13 protein-coding genes are annotated in these 14,331 nt (G+C 65.4%); 11 read left to right on the top strand and 2 right to left on the bottom strand.

The window, feature by feature from the left end:
• Window position 1 precedes the first annotated feature (1 nt).
• Together ilvN and ilvC are read left to right on the top strand one after the other, a co-directional pair.
• A complete protein-coding gene (ilvN, locus tag HWX32_RS06010; RefSeq protein ID WP_075467551.1) occupies window positions 2–520 on the top strand; it encodes an acetolactate synthase small subunit in 519 nt (172 codons plus the stop codon).
• Window positions 521–613: 93 nt separating this feature from the next.
• The gene (gene ilvC, locus HWX32_RS06005; RefSeq protein WP_175935160.1) at window positions 614–1,630 is read left to right on the top strand and encodes a ketol-acid reductoisomerase; all 1,017 of its coding nucleotides are present in this window, start codon (window positions 614–616) and stop codon (window positions 1,628–1,630) included.
• A gap of 129 nt (window positions 1,631–1,759) precedes the next feature.
• Here the strand turns inward: ilvC and HWX32_RS06000 are convergent, their stop codons facing one another.
• Window positions 1,760–2,233 (bottom strand): hypothetical protein, encoded by a 474-nt coding sequence (locus HWX32_RS06000; protein WP_175935159.1) that lies wholly within the window; start codon window positions 2,231–2,233, stop codon window positions 1,760–1,762.
• Between the two features lie 276 nt (window positions 2,234–2,509).
• Between HWX32_RS06000 and HWX32_RS05995 the strand changes: the two genes are divergently transcribed.
• Genes HWX32_RS05995 through HWX32_RS05955 form a run of 9 tightly spaced genes read left to right on the top strand, consistent with a single transcriptional unit; the run spans window position 2,510 to window position 13,035 of the window.
• Entirely contained in the window at window positions 2,510–3,430 is a 921-nt protein-coding gene (locus tag HWX32_RS05995) for a cation diffusion facilitator family transporter (protein ID WP_175935158.1), read from the top strand.
• A 32-nt stretch (window positions 3,431–3,462) separates the two neighbouring features.
• The gene (locus HWX32_RS05990) at window positions 3,463–5,316 is read left to right on the top strand and encodes a DUF262 domain-containing protein (protein WP_175935157.1); all 1,854 of its coding nucleotides are present in this window, start codon (window positions 3,463–3,465) and stop codon (window positions 5,314–5,316) included.
• Window positions 5,317–6,174, top strand: a complete 858-nt coding sequence (locus tag HWX32_RS05985; RefSeq protein ID WP_175935156.1) for a hypothetical protein — start codon at window positions 5,317–5,319, stop codon at window positions 6,172–6,174.
• A 56-nt stretch (window positions 6,175–6,230) separates the two neighbouring features.
• Window positions 6,231–7,199, top strand: coding sequence for a hydroxyacid dehydrogenase (locus tag HWX32_RS05980; protein WP_175935155.1), 969 nt, complete (start codon window positions 6,231–6,233; stop codon window positions 7,197–7,199).
• Between the two features lie 42 nt (window positions 7,200–7,241).
• Window positions 7,242–8,255: a 3-isopropylmalate dehydrogenase gene (locus tag HWX32_RS05975; RefSeq protein WP_175935154.1), complete on the top strand. Its 1,014-nt coding sequence runs from the start codon at window positions 7,242–7,244 to the stop codon at window positions 8,253–8,255.
• 14 nt (window positions 8,256–8,269) lie between these two features.
• The gene (locus HWX32_RS05970; RefSeq protein WP_175935153.1) at window positions 8,270–9,739 is read left to right on the top strand and encodes a cell wall-binding repeat-containing protein; all 1,470 of its coding nucleotides are present in this window, start codon (window positions 8,270–8,272) and stop codon (window positions 9,737–9,739) included.
• A 41-nt stretch (window positions 9,740–9,780) separates the two neighbouring features.
• On the top strand, window positions 9,781–11,643 hold the full coding sequence (locus HWX32_RS05965; protein ID WP_175935152.1) for a DUF294 nucleotidyltransferase-like domain-containing protein: 1,863 nt from the start codon (window positions 9,781–9,783) through the stop codon (window positions 11,641–11,643).
• Between the two features lies 1 nt (window position 11,644).
• Complete coding sequence (locus HWX32_RS05960; RefSeq protein ID WP_175935151.1) at window positions 11,645–12,202, top strand: exonuclease domain-containing protein; 558 nt, start codon at window positions 11,645–11,647, stop codon at window positions 12,200–12,202.
• 41 nt (window positions 12,203–12,243) lie between these two features.
• Window positions 12,244–13,035 carry a fumarylacetoacetate hydrolase family protein gene (locus tag HWX32_RS05955; RefSeq protein WP_175935150.1) on the top strand — a complete coding sequence of 264 codons (792 nt, stop codon included), beginning with the start codon at window positions 12,244–12,246 and terminating at the stop codon, window positions 13,033–13,035.
• 123 nt (window positions 13,036–13,158) lie between these two features.
• Here HWX32_RS05955 and HWX32_RS05950 read toward each other — a convergent pair whose 3' ends face one another.
• Window positions 13,159–14,286 carry an isochorismate synthase MenF gene (locus HWX32_RS05950; protein WP_175935149.1) on the bottom strand — a complete coding sequence of 376 codons (1,128 nt, stop codon included), beginning with the start codon at window positions 14,284–14,286 and terminating at the stop codon, window positions 13,159–13,161.
• Window positions 14,287–14,331: the final 45 nt, after the last annotated feature.

Raw genomic sequence — 14,331 nt, 5'->3', positions numbered from 1 at the left:
CATGGCGTACTCAGAAGACATCACCCGCCACACCCTGTCGGTCCTGGTGCAGGACGTCGACGGCATCATCACCCGCGTCACCGCGCTGTTTACACGCCGCGGTTACAACCTCGTGTCCCTGGTTTCGGCGAAAACCGCGGTGGACGGCATCAACCGCCTCACCGTCGTCGTCGATGCCACGGAGCACGCCGTAGAGCAGATCACGAAGCAGCTGTACAAGCTGATTCAGGTGATTAAGGTGCAGGAGCTTGACGACGAAACGTCGGTCGGCCGCCAACTGCTCCTGGTGAAGGTGAGCGCGGACAACCGCACCCGCCCTCAGGTGGTGGATGCGGCGAACCTCTTCCGTGCGCGAGTGATCGACGTGGCGGTGGACTCGATGGTCATCGAGGCGACCGGTACATCCTCGAAGCTCAAGGCGTTTTTGGAGGTTATGGATTCCTTCGGGATCCGCGAGCTCGTGCGTTCCGGTTCGGTGGCGCTCACCCGCGGTTCGAAGACGATGGCTCCGACCGATTAATCCGGGCGTTTTTCGCCCATCCCAGCAAACAACCCGGGACGGCTGTGCCATAATGTGAAACGCCCGTCCCATAAAACGAAGAAAGTGATTTTCATGGCTATTGACGTGTTGTACGACAACGACGCTGACCTGTCCCTGATCCAGGGCAAGAAGGTCGCCATCATCGGCTACGGCTCTCAGGGCCACGCCCACGCGCAGAACCTGCGTGAGTCCGGTGTTGAGGTGGTCGTCGGCCTGCGTGAGGGCTCCAAGTCCGCGGAGAAGGCGAGGGAGGCAGGCTTCGAGGTCAAGACCAACGCGGAGGCCGCGAAGTGGGCAGACGTCATCATGCTTCTTGCCCCGGATACCTCCCAGGCGCAGATCTTCACCGAGGACATCGAGCCGAACCTGAACGAGGGCGACGCACTGTTCTTCGGCCATGGCCTGAACATCCACTTCGGCCTGATCAAGCCGGCGGACAACATCACCGTTGCCATGGTTGCCCCGAAGGGCCCGGGCCACTTGGTGCGCCGCACCTTCGCCGACGGCAAGGGTGTTCCTGCGCTGATCGCGGTGGAGCAGGACCCGCAGGGCAACGGCAGGGATCTCGCCCTGTCCTACGCGGCCGCAATCGGCGGTGCGCGCGCCGGCGTCATCCCGACCACCTTCGAGGCTGAGACCGTCACCGACCTGTTCGGCGAGCAGGCCGTGCTCTGCGGCGGCCTGGAAGACCTCATCATGAAGGGCTTCGAGGTCTTGGTCGAGGCTGGCTACGAGCCGGAGATGGCCTACTTCGAGTGCCTGCACGAGATGAAGCTCATCGTGGACCTGATCTACGAAGGCGGCATCGCCAACATGAACTACTCCGTTTCGGACACTGCGGAGTTCGGCGGTTACCTCTCCGGCCCGCGCGTTATCGACGAGGGCGCGAAGGATCGCATGCGCGACATCCTGAAGGACATCCAGGACGGCACCTTCACCAAGCGTCTCGTTGCAAACGTTGAGGGCGGCAACAAGGAACTCGAGGGTCTGCGCGCGAAGGTCGCCGAGCACCAGATTGAGAAGACCGGCGCTGAGCTGCGCGACATGATGAGCTGGGTGAAGAACCCGCTCAACGACACTGCTCGCTAAGAGCACTTCGCTTAGCGACGATAGCCCGCCCGCCGCATCAGTGGCCGGCGGGCTTTTCGCGCGCCGAATCTGGGAGTAAAAAATCCCCCCGGCGCGGTGCGCGCGGGGGGGGGAGGAAACTAGTGGGAACTAGTTGGTGGCCGGAGCCTCAGCCTCTTCCGGAGCCAGGGTGTCGGTGATCTCGTCGATAACCTCGGTCTGGGTCACGGTCTCGTCTGCAACCTCAGCGTCGTCGGTAGCCTCGCCAGCAGCCGGAGCAGCGGTCTCGGTGCCCTCCTCGACGGTGGTGGTCTCCTCGACAACCTCGGTAGCAGCCGTGGTGGTGGAGGTCTCGGTCGGAGCCTCGTTGTCGTTGCCGGAGAACAGCGACCACAGCAGCCACAGCAGCAGCAGGGCAACCAGGATGCCGAGCAGCCACTTCCACCAGCCGCCGCCACCGTTGTTCTCCTCGGTGGTCACTGCGGTGGAGCCGCCGGTCTGGCGTGCCGGGGTAGTGGCGGTGCGCTCGGTGGTGGTGCGCTCAACGCGGACGTTCTCGTTCTTCTCACCGGCGTTGGTCGGGTCGACCTTGCGCTTCGGGTCGTTCGGGTTAGAGGTGGTCATACCTAAAGTCCTTTCGTTCTAAATCGTGCACTGGCACTTGTAGCCGTTCTCAACGAATGCTTGAAGTGCCCAGCATCCTTTGCGAACAGTTGGCGAGTTTAGCAAAAGTTTCTCCGTGTTCCGCACAACGTTGCCTGGTGTGTTGTAGTCTTTTCTGCCATTTGTGCACGTCGTGACGCTAAACCTATTACTTGCAGGCATTTTCATTAAATTGTCAATAACGGAAACCTCGCTTACGCTTTGTCGTTGAATGTTGTTGAATGTTGAGGAGGCACGATGCACAATCATCACGGCCCAGGTCATGTTCATGGCCATCATCACGACCATGGCTCGGTTACCGGCACACCGCTGAGGGCGATTGTCGCCGCGCTGACAATCACCTCCGTAGTCTTCGTCGCGGAGCTTGTCGGCGGGTGGCTCACCGGATCCATGGCGCTGTTGGCGGACGCGATGCACATGCTTTCCGACGCAGCCGGCCTCATCATCGCGGTCGTGGCTATTCTTATCGGGCGCAAGGAGGCTTCGCTTCGGGCAACCTACGGCTACCGGCGCGTAGAGGTGCTCGCTGCGCTGGTCAATGCGGTGACGGTGCTGGTGATCTCGGTGTGGATCGTGGTGGAGGCGTTCCGCCGGCTGCGTCAGCCCGAGGCGATCGACGCGGGCCCGATGATGCTGATCGCGCTGATCGGGTTGGTGGCTAATGCGCTTTCCGCCTGGGTGCTTAACCGCGAGCGGGGCGAATCGATCAACGTGGAGGGTGCCTACCTCCACGTCCTGGTAGACATGCTCGGTTCCGTAGCCGTCCTGGCTGCTGGCGCGGTGATTGTGCTGACGGGGTTCAACGCCGCCGATGTCGTCGCGTCCTTACTTATTGCGGCGCTCGTGCTGCCCCGGGCGTGGCGGCTCATGCTGCGCTCGGCGCGCGTGATGCTGGAGCACGTGCCCGGCGGGTTCGACGCCGCCGCGGTGGAGCCGGCCATCCGCGCGGTGGAAGGGGTCGCGGACATCCACGATCTGCACCTGTGGTCGCTCGACGGGGTGCGCGTTGTGGCCACGGTGCACGTCGTGGCCGAGCCCGGCGCGAACCAAGGCCAGCTCCTCGACGCGGTGCAGGCCGCCTTGGCCGGGCTCGGCGCCGAGCACGCCACGGTGCAGATCGAGCCCCCGGAACATGTGGATCATGAGCACGTGTGCTGAGCGGAAAAAGAAACTGCTCTAATCTGTGAGGCATGGGTTTCACCACGCCGAGTTACTCCTTGAAGGACCTGTTTTCGCGTGCGGAGCGCGGCGAGTTGCAGCTGCCGGATTTTCAGCGTGAATACATCTGGGACGTCGACCGGATCCGCACCCTGGTCACCTCTGTGCTGCGCGGGTACCCGATCGGCTCGTTCCTCGCACTGGACACCCGCAACACGCAGCAGCGGTTCCGGCCGCGCCCGCTAGACGGAGTGGATGCGCAGGAGCGCGATCCGGGGCTTTTGCTTCTCGACGGTCAGCAGAGGCTGACCAGCCTCTTCCATGCCTTCAAGGGGTCCGGGGAGGTGCCCACCGTCGATTTCATGGGCCGGCCCATTTCGCGGCGCTTCATGGTGGACGTGCGCGGCGCGGTCTCGGCTTCGCCGATGCCGGTTGAATCCGTCTTTGCCGTGGATCCGGAGGGGCAGGTGCGCTCGCACTTTGGCCCGGCGATCGAGGGCGGTATCGCTTCCCGCGAGGACCTCATCGCCCACGGCGTGATCCCTGTATCCATGCTGTTGTGGAAAGAAGGCAACGAGCTGCTTGTGGATATGGCCGCGGATGCGGAGGATCCGCAGGTGCGCGAGGCAGTAAAGCTGTTCATTAACAATGTGATGCGAGACTTGGCGGCGTACGACGTGCCGGTCATCCGCGTCGACCGCGAAACCACGCAGGCTGGCGTGGGGCAGATTTTCGCACACGCCAACTCCGCCGGTGTGCAGATGGATGTCTTTGAGCTGCTCACGGCTGTCTTTGCCACGCAAGATCCTGAGTTTAGGCTCGCGGAGGACTGGGCGAACGTCGAAAAGCAATTGCGTGCCTACCCGGTGCTGGACAGCGTGGGGCGCGTGGAGTTTCTGCGCGCACTGTCGCTGCTGCTCACAAGTAGGCAGGGGCCTGCTTTCGGCCACCGCGGCGACATTTTGAACATCACACTCGAGCAGTACCGCCAGCATGCTGGCGAGATGGCGCAAGGTTTCGTGGCTGCCGCGGAATTTTTGGGTCAGCGTCGCATCGTCGCCACCGATCAGGTGCCGTACCCGGGGCAGCTCGTGCCGCTCGCGGTGATCCTCGCGCGCCTGGCCGAGCAGCCGGGCACCCTGGAGAACACCCAAAGCGTGGATCGCCTTAACCGCTGGTTCTGGTCCGGGATTTTCGGAGAGCTGTACGGGGCGCATGCGCCGACTATCCGCATCGGTCTGGATGTCTCCGAAGTCACGCCGTGGGTGCGCGGGGAGACCGACGAGGAGCCGCGCACGGTGGCGGAGGCGACTTTCAGCCAGTCGCGGCTGGTTACCGCGACCCCGGACACGGGTGTGTACCGCGGCCTTTACTCCCTTTTGATGTCGCGCGGCGCACGGGACTGGCGCACCGCGGAGCCGTTCGACGCTGAGCACTTCGAGTCGCTGCACCCGGGGTTCAGGCCCGTGTTCCCGCGGCCGTTCCTCGATTCCATCGGCGCGGATCCACTCGTGGCGGAATCTGTGCTCAACCGCACGCCGATGGGCAGGCGCACAGAGGTGGTCATCGAGGGCAACGAGCCGAAGCGCTACCTGCCCCGCCTGCAGTCGAAGTCGCTGCTTGACGACGACGAGTTCGACGCGATGGTCGACGGCCACGAGATGGACCCGGAGATGCTCATGACCTCAAACTGGGATGGCTTTGTGGCCGATCGGTGCGAGCGCTTCATCCGGATGATCGAGTACGCGATGGACCGCCCGGCCGTGCGCGACCTCGAGCTGGGTGACCTCGAGCTGGGCGACCGAGACCAGGGCAACCGAGACCAGGGCGACCGAGATCGGGGTGACCAAGGCCAGGGTGACCGAGACCAGGGCGACGGGGCTTAATTGGCACGCGCAACGCACCTCGCGGCCTTCACAGCGCTCGCACTGGCGGCCGCCACGTTGTCGGGTTGCGCGCCCGAGGCCCAGCTCGACCCGCTGGAGCGCGCCATCGCGGTGAACCAGTCCCGCCACGTGGCTGACGCGTTCGCAGACCACCCGGTGGTGCTCGACGATCCCCTCGGGTTCGAATCGGTGGAGCTGTTCTTCCCGTTCTCCGAAACGCTCGTGCTCAGTGACGAAACGGTGGAGGCGCAGCTGCGCGCGGCCTCAATCGCCGTCTTCGCGAACGCGCCGATGATGGTGTACGACCCTTCGCGCCACGCAGAGTACGTCAACGCCATCGCCCAGATGCACACGGTCACCGTTCTCACGGTCGGCGACGTGGCAATCGCCCCCTCTTCGGGTGCCGTGCGGGTGCGCCGTGATCCCGGCGGGTTGCGCGCACTGGGGGAGATGACTTCGGTTCGCTTCGATGAGCAGGCGGTCGGCGAACCCGGTGACGCCGCCGCGGAAGTGGCGTCATTGGAGCAGCGCGAACCCACCTGGCTGCGTGCGGCGTGGGCTGATCCGGTCACGCTGCCGGGGGCAGCAGCGGAACCGTTCCCCATCCAGTCGCGTCGCGATGCGAATATGGCGCCGCAGGTGGTGGCAACCCGGCACTCGTCGGTGGCGTCCGTGGCCAACGCCCGCGCATACGGGGCGCAGGTCAGCCTCGTGCCGCTGGCGGATCCGCGGAAGTCGGAGACCACGTTGTTCGCGATGGCGGGGCTGAGTGATTCGCCGTTGGTGGCGTTGGGCCGCGAGTTTGGCACTGACGAGGAGCTGGCCTTTCGTATCCGCGCCGCGCAACGAACCTACTAAGATAAGCGGCGGCTTATTTATCGGCCGTGTCGTCTAGGTAGTGAGGAGGCCCGCGCGTGGCTGGGGCAGATTCCGAAAAACCCGTCGTGCTCATTGCGGATGCATTGGCGCCCGAAGCGGAGGACATTCTTCGCCCGCACGTCCATGTGCGCAGGGTGGCGGGGAAGCGCCGGGGCGAGCTGCTGAGCGCGGTGCATCAGGCCGACGCGCTCATCGTGCGTTCGGCTACACGCGTCGACCGGGAGGTGCTCGACGCGGCTCCGCGACTCAAGGTGGTGGGGCGCGCAGGCGTGGGGGTGGACAACATCGACGTCGACGCAGCCACTGAGCGCGGCGTGCTGGTGGCCAACACGCCCACGGCGAACATCCACTCCGCATGCGAGCACGCCATCGCGCTGCTGCTCGCGGCAGCACGCGACATCCCCCTGGCGAACGCGTCCACGCATCGCGGCGGGTGGGAGCGCGCACGGTTCGGCGGCGTGGAGCTGTACGGCAAGACCGTGGGAGTTGTGGGCTTTGGCCGGGTGGGGCAGCTTTTCGCGGAGCGCATGACCGCGTTCGGCACAACTGTGATCGCGTACGACCCGTACCCCGACCAGGATGCCGCTGCGCGGCTCGGGGTGAGGTTGGTAGAGCTCGAAGAGTTGGTGGCGGAGGCCGACGTGGTGTCCATCCACGTGCCGAAGACCCCGGAGACCGCGGGGCTCTTCGGCTCGAGGCTGCTCTCGGGCGCGAAGCCGGGGCAGATCCTTGTCAACGCCGCCCGCGGGGGAGTCGTGGACGAGTACGCGCTTGCGGAGGCGCTTCGCCACGGCCCGATTCGCGCTGCCGGAATCGATGTGTTCGACCCGGAGCCGCCTGAGGCCTCGCCGCTGTTCGGGCTGGATAATGTGGTGTTGACGCCGCACCTCGGGGCGTCGACAAGCGAGGCGCAACTGCGGGCCGGAGTCGACGTGGCGCGTGCCGTGCTGGCGGCGCTGCGAGGGGAGCGGGTGCCGGGCGCGCTTAATGCCGATGGGTGCTAATCTGGGCGAAATGTCTACCAGGTGAGAAAGGGCTCCCGAATAATGAAAATTGCGGTGATTGCTGGCGACGGTATCGGCCCCGAAGTGATGGCCGAAGGCCTCAAGGTGCTTCGCGCGGTGCGTGAGGATGTGGAGACCACCGAGTACGATCTCGGTGCCAGGCGCTACCTGCGCAACGGCGAGCTGCTTACCGACGCCGACCTGTCCAGCCTGAAAGAGCACGACGCGATTCTGCTCGGCGCCATCGGCGACCCCGAGCGCGTCCCAGCCGGCGTGCTCGAGCGCGGGCTGCTGCTGCCGCTGCGCTTCAAGCTGGACCACTACGTCAACCTGCGGCCGTCGCGCCTTTACCCGACGTCGGTGAGCCCGCTGGCCAACCCCGGCGACATCGACTTCGTGGTGGTGCGCGAGGGCACCGAGAGCCTCTACGCCGGCAACGGCGGCACCCTGCGCGAAGGCACCGAGCACGAAATCGCCTCCGAGGTCAGCCAGAACACCTTTTACGGTGTTGAGCGCGTGGTGCGCTACGCCTTTGAGCTGGCCATGACGCGTCGCAAGAAGGTCACGCTGGTGCACAAAACCAACGTGCTGGTCAACGCCGGCGGGTTGTGGCAGCGAGTGGTGGATGAAATTGCTGCGGAGTTCCCGGAGGTTGAGGTGGACTACAACCACATCGACGCCGCGACGATCTACATGGTCACCGACCCGCAGCGCTACGACGTGATTGTCACCGACAACCTCTTCGGCGATATCCTCACCGACCTCGCGGGCGCGGTAACCGGTGGCGTGGGCCAGGCGTGCTCCGGCAATATCAACGCCGCAAAGGCGAACCCGTCGATGTTCGAGCCGGTGCACGGCTCTGCGCCGGACATCGCGGGCCAAGGCATCGCCGACCCGGCCGCGATGATCCTGTCGGTGGCCATGATGCTGCGATTCTTGGGCGATGAGGACAACGCCGCGCGCATCGAGGCCGCGGTTGAGGCCGAGGTGTCCGCACGCGAGCCGGGTGCGGTGCGAACCGCCGAGGTCGGTGACCGTGTTGTGGCAGGCCTTTAAGTAAGCTTTGCCGCATGATTCACTCCCGTAAACCGGTCGTTTTGTTGTGCGCTTCGGCGCTCGTGCTCACCAGCTGCAGCTCGGAGGATGGGCCCTCCATCGGGGGCTCGGGCGAGCCGCCGCGGCTGGAGATGAACGGCGATGAGGTGGTGGCCGACTCGAACGGCACCGGCGCGGAGGTTTCGGCGCGTCTTTTTGATTCCTCCGGCACCGTGGTGGTTTCCAGCAAAGACCGCGCTGACCAGCTGCAGGCTGCGGCGCTGGCGGTGAAGCTCGGCTGCCCGATGCTGGTTCGCCTTGACGGCACCGACGAGGCAGTGGATGCGGAGATCGACCGCCTTGGCGCGGAGCGCGTGATCAACGTGCCGGGAGACGACCAAGAGATTGCCGAGACAGAGCCGGTAGCCAGCGCCGAGGCCAAAAACGACGTGGCGGCCATTGCGCAGCTTGAGCCGGGTAACCGCAGTGAGCTGCAGATGCCTGCCACCTTCGTCACCTGGGAGACGTCCCGCGCCGCGGCGGCCACTGCGCGCGCCGCTGGCGCGGTGTTGCACCAGCTCAGCGTGCCGGACCCGCGAGAGACCTCGGACAGCATCCGGATGGTCACTGAACAGGACACGCTCGCGCTCGGCCTGCAGTTCGGTGACAACGAGAATTTCCAAGCGCGCGCCCGCCTCGCCGAAAACGGCGAGCTGATGGGCGGCGGTGGTCTGGTGTTCCCGGGCCGTCGCATGATTGCGCTCTACGGCCACCCTTACGGCCCGGACCTGGGCGTGATGGGCGAGCAGCCGCCGGCCGAGGCCGCGGCGCTGGCGGAGGAGTATGCCTCTTGGTACCAGCCGCTCACCGACGAGCCTGTCATTCCCGCCTTCGAGGTGATCGCTACGGTGGCCTCCGAGTTCCCGGGTGACGACGGCAATTACTCCAACGAGACTCCGATGGAAGACCTCGTGCCCTACGTCGACGCCATCCTGGATGCAGGTGGCTACGCGGTGATCGACCTGCAGCCCGGCCAGGGCAGCTTCCTCGAGCAGGCGAAGATCTACGAGGAGCTGCTGAAGCGCCCGAACGTTGGGCTGGCGCTGGATGCGGAATGGAAGCTCAACCCGGGCGAGCAGCCGCTGTCGCGCATCGGCAGCGCCACCGCCGCAGAGATCAATGAGGTGGCGGATTGGCTCGCCGCTATTGTGCGTGACAACAACCTGCCGCAGAAGTTGTTTATCTTGCACCAGTTCAACGTGGCTATGTTCCCGGACCGCGAAAACATCGTCACCGGCCAGCCGGAGCTTGCCTGGGTGCTGCACGCGGACGGCCACGGGGGCGCGGAGCAGAAGTTCGACACCTGGAACGTGCTGCGCCAGGACTTAGACCCGAATTTCTTCATGGCGTGGAAGAACTTCATCGATGAGGACTCGCCGATGTTTACCCCGGAGCAAACCTACGCCGACGTGAATCCGCGTCCCTGGTTTGTGAGCTACCAGTAAAATCGCATATTTTGTGCCCCGAGTCACGCTAGGCTCGGGGCATGAGCGTCGAACTGGACGAAGTGCTGGGATTCCTCCGCCAGCACGAGCCGTTTTCCAGCCTTCCGGAGGACACGCTCCGCGCGCTGCCCGCCACGATGGGCATAACCTATGTCAGGCGCGGCGAAACCGTGGTGGACTACGGCGAGCAAAACGACACGCTGTATATCATCCGCTCGGGTGCCGTGGACATTGTCAGCGAGGAGAACCTCCTGCTTGATCGTCGCGAGGCGGGCCTGAATTTCGGGTACTCCACCCTGGTAGGCCAGCCGCAGTCGCAGTACATGATGCAGGCGGTGGAGGATAGTGTGCTGCTCATGCTGCCGCGCGACGTGTTCGCCGGTCTGCTGCAGGAGCACCCTGATTTGGACAGGTTCTTCCAAACCGCCTCCCGGCGCGTGCGTGCGGCGGCGGATGAGGTGCGTGACTCCAGCTCGGCGGACGTGTTGCGCACTCCGGTCAGCGAGGTGGTGGCGGGCCGCGTGCTGATTTCCCGCGACGCGGGCGTGAGCATCGCCGAGGCGGCGCGCGCAATGGTGGCCGAAAGCGTGACCTGCTTGGTTATCACCGGAGGAGGTGCGCCCGGCATCCTCACCGACCGTGACTTGCGCACGCGTGTGGTGGCTCAGCAGTTGGATACCAACCGGCCGGTTGCGGAGGTGATGACATCGCCGGTGCGCACCATTCGCCCGGACGCGCTAATCTTCGAGGCCATGCTCACCATGAGCGAGCTGGGCATCCACCACCTGCCGGTTGAGGGGCCGGATGGCGTGGTGGGCGTGGTGACGTCCTCCGACATCATGCGCCAGCTGCAGACGGACCCGATCTACCTTGCGGCCGATGTGGAGCGCTCCACCCTGGAGGAGCTGGAAGGTGCCTACCGCGACGCCGCGGATGTGGCGGTGCGCTTCTTCGAGCGCGGCGCGAGCGCCCAGGAGACCCAGCGACTGCTCACCTCCATCGCGGATGCGATTGCGCGGAGGTTGGGAGCCTTGGCCGTCGATAAGCTTGGGCCCCCTCCCGTGCCGTTCGCATTCGTGGCGGTCGGATCGCAGGCCCGCGGCGAGATGGGCCCTGCGTCCGACCAGGACAACGCCCTGGTGCTGTCCAACGAGTACGACGAGGCGTTGCACGGCGAGTACTTCGCCCAGTTCAGCGAGTTTGTGTGCCAGGGATTGGCCCGAGCCGGCCAGGCACTGTGCCCGGGCGAGATGATGGCGTCCACGCCGCAGTGGCGCATGACGGAAGCCGAGTGGGACCGCACGTTCCACTCCTGGGTTACTGCGCCAGACCCGAACGCACTGCTGCATGCCCAGGTGTTCTTCGACTTCCGCGCCATCTTCGGCGCCGGTGAAGGCTGGCAGGACATGGCGACGCGGGTGCGCGACGCCGCGCTCGTGTCCGCCCGGGGTTCGCGACGCCTGCACGCGCACCTTGCGGCGCTGGCAACCTTCCGCGAGCCGCCCATCGGGTTCTTCCGCGGGTTTGTCGTGGAGCGCAGCGGTGACTACGCCTCCACCTTGGACATTAAGCGCGGCGGCACCGCGGCCGTGGTGCAGATGGCGCGCCTGTACGCGATTACGGCGGGCGTGGGGGAGGTGGATACCGTCGCAAGGCTCAAAGCTTCTGCTGGCCAGACCGTCTCCGAGAAGGGAGCGGCGGACATGCTGGATGCCTACGAGTACCTCACTAACCTCGCCATGCGCCACCAGGCGCGGCAGGTGCGTGCAGGTGAGCGGCCGGATTACCACATCGACCCGAAGCAGCTTCCCGAGCGCGACCGGGCCGCCCTGCGCGACGCCTTCGGCGTGATCAAACAGCTGCAAAACGCCCTGGCAAATACCTATCCCACAAGGGCGGTGTGAGGTGTTCGGGCCGAAGAAGCGCACGCTTATCGACGGTGCCCTGCTCGCCGTAGATGTCGAAACCACCGGCCTGAAACCCGGTGTGCACCAGATGGTTTCCATCGGCTGGGTCCCGGTGAACGGGCGCGTGATCGATCTGTCTGGCGCGGAGTATTACGTGCTGGCAGGCGCGACGGTGGGAAATTCCGCCACCATCCACGGGGTGACCGACGACGACGTGGCGCGCCACGGCGTGGATACGGCGACGGTACTCGACGCATTCTTGCGCGCGATCGAGGGACGGGCGCTGCTGGCACATTTCGCCCAGATGGAAACCGGCTTCATCGGTCAGCTGCACAAGGACGTCCGCGGAACCAAGTGGCGCCTGCACGAGCGCGAGGTGATCGACACGATGACCATGGAGCGGCGCCACATGGAGCGCATGGGCACCTACCCGCGCGGCGAGGACTTGCGCCTCGCGCGTGTGCGACAGCGCTACAACCTGCCGGAGTACGGCAACCACAACGCGCTCGGCGACGCTATCGCCTGCGCGGAGCTCTACCTCGCGCAGACGGCGTAGCGCATCTCACAGGCCTTGAAAGCAAATGTATGCTCGGGCGCATGCGTTTTGCTCGAATTGCGACACCAGAGGGAATGACGTTCGCCGTCATCGACGATGAAGCCACTACCGCGAAAGCGATCGAAGGCACCCCCTACAGCGAACCCGAATACACCGGCAAAGAATGGCCGATGGAGCAGGTCCGGCTACTCGCGCCAACCTTGCCCACCAAGATCGTGGCCGTGGCCCGCAACTACGCCGACCACGTGATGGAGGTGTTTAAGGAGTCCGCGGACAATCTGCCGCCAACCATCTTCCTGAAGCCGTCCACCGCCGTGGTTGGCCCGGGCGCGCCGATTAAGATCCCGGACTTCGCCACCGGCGTGCAGTTCGAGGGCGAGCTTGCTCTCGTCGTCGGCGTGCCGTGCAAGAATGTCAAGGCTGAAGACTGGAAATCGGTGATCCGTGGTGTGACCATCATCAACGATGTCTCCTCGCGCGACCTCCAGTTCGCCGACGGCCAGTGGGCCCGCGCCAAGGGTATGGATACCTTCGGCCCGCTCGGCCCCTGGATTGAGACAGACCTGGAGAAGTTCGACTTCGACAACCTGCCCATCAAGGCGCACCTCACCCACGACGGGAAGACGGAGACGAAGCAGGACTCCAACTCCGACCAGATGATCAAGAACATCGGCGAAATGGTGGAGTGGGTTAGCCAATCCTTCACCCTGTTGCCGGGCGACGTGATCGCCACCGGTTCGCCCGCGGGTACAGAGGATATGGTGCCGGGTGACCTCATCGAGGTGGAGATTCCGGGCATCGGCACCCTGGGCAACCCGGTCGAACGGGCTTAAAAGCCCCCCGGGCTGTGCCGGACTGAAGGATTCCGCACCCGGGCAAGAAGGTCCCTGGGAAAATGAAGGATCTGACACGGCGATGTCGGATCCTTCAGTGCTTTCAGAAGGGGACCGGGCCCCTTAGAGGCCGAGGGCGCGCAGGATGGTGCGCAGCTTCGCGGTCGTCTCGTCCAACTCGGCCTGCGGGTCAGAGTCGGCGACCAAGCCGCCGCCGGCCCAGGCTCGGGCTTTAGTACCGTCGGCGTTAACCTCGGCGCAGCGGATGGCCACCATGTACTCGCCGTCGCCGGCGGCATCGGTGTGGCCCACGGCGCCGGCGTAAAAACCGCGGTCCGTCTCGGCGGTAGTGATCAACGCCTCCGCCGCGGCCGGCGGGGTGCCGCACACCGCTGGAGTGGGGTAGAGGCGCAGCGCCAGATCCAACGCGGTAGGTGCCGGGTCCTTCAGCACGCCCTCAATTGGGGTGGCCAGGTGCCACATCTCGCTCGTCTTTTCCAGCACCGGCCGCGGCGGGATAGTGAGCTCCTCGCACAGCGGGGCGAGGATTGTGCGGATGTGCTCGACCACAAACGCGTGCTCGTCTAGATCCTTACGCGACGCGAACAGTGCTTGAGCTGCGGCGCGGTCGGCGGCAGGGTCGCCCGGCACGCGCGCCGCAGAACCCGCCAGGGGAAAAGAGCGCACCCGACGGCTGTCGCGTCGCACCAGCACCTCCGGCGAGGAGCCGACTAGAAAGTGGCCTGCACGTCCCGACGGGGTCAAGTCTGCGATGAAGCCGTCGTGGGTAAAGGAGAGGTCGATCAGCCGGGCCGCCACAAGGCGGGGGTCTACCGGCGGGTCGAAGGCGATGTCCACGGCGCGAGCGAGCACCACTTTCTCCAACACGGAGCTTTGGATGGTGCCTACTGCGGCTTCGACGCGGCGGAGGTGCTCCTCCGGTGACGGGTCGACGTCGATAAGCTGCGCGTGCATTTGCGCACCCGGGCCGACGCGGTAGTAGGGGTGCGGCTCCAGCACGCCCGGCTCGCGGACGATGTGCTTAGGCACGGTCAGCGCCGCGGGGCAGTCTTGGTCGAAGGGAAGTGCGCCGACGACCAATTCCGCCTCGCCGCGCTCGATGGCTTCGACGGCCTCCCACGCGTCCGAGAACGTGCGCACCGCGCCTTGGGTGCGCACAGAGCCGTGCCCGCGCGAGAGGAGATAGTCCGGCGCGCTAGCGGGGCGGGCGTGGTTCGGATGGGGGGACACGGGGAATACCTTAACCCGTGGGCTCGGTTGCCCAAACATTCGTGC

The organism is Corynebacterium sp. Marseille-P4321 (assembly GCF_903645305.1).
Taxonomy (GTDB): domain Bacteria; phylum Actinomycetota; class Actinomycetes; order Mycobacteriales; family Mycobacteriaceae; genus Corynebacterium.
This window is presented reverse-complemented; position numbering and strand designations above follow the sequence as displayed.

What these genes read in the sequence shown, in the direction of transcription:
- HWX32_RS05975 (WP_175935154.1), top strand. Translation starts at nt 7,242, where the DNA reads ATGAAAATTGCGGTGATTGCTGGCGACGGTATCGGCCCCGAAGTGATG.
- HWX32_RS05990 (WP_175935157.1), top strand. Translation starts at nt 3,463, where the DNA reads ATGGGTTTCACCACGCCGAGTTACTCCTTGAAGGACCTGTTTTCGCGT.
- ilvC (WP_175935160.1), top strand. Translation starts at nt 614, where the DNA reads ATGGCTATTGACGTGTTGTACGACAACGACGCTGACCTGTCCCTGATC.
- HWX32_RS05970 (WP_175935153.1), top strand. Translation starts at nt 8,270, where the DNA reads ATGATTCACTCCCGTAAACCGGTCGTTTTGTTGTGCGCTTCGGCGCTC.
- HWX32_RS06000 (WP_175935159.1), bottom strand. Translation starts at nt 2,233, where the DNA reads ATGACCACCTCTAACCCGAACGACCCGAAGCGCAAGGTCGACCCGACC.
- HWX32_RS05955 (WP_175935150.1), top strand. Translation starts at nt 12,244, where the DNA reads ATGCGTTTTGCTCGAATTGCGACACCAGAGGGAATGACGTTCGCCGTC.
- ilvN (WP_075467551.1), top strand. Translation starts at nt 2, where the DNA reads ATGGCGTACTCAGAAGACATCACCCGCCACACCCTGTCGGTCCTGGTG.
- HWX32_RS05995 (WP_175935158.1), top strand. Translation starts at nt 2,510, where the DNA reads ATGCACAATCATCACGGCCCAGGTCATGTTCATGGCCATCATCACGAC.
- HWX32_RS05965 (WP_175935152.1), top strand. Translation starts at nt 9,781, where the DNA reads ATGAGCGTCGAACTGGACGAAGTGCTGGGATTCCTCCGCCAGCACGAG.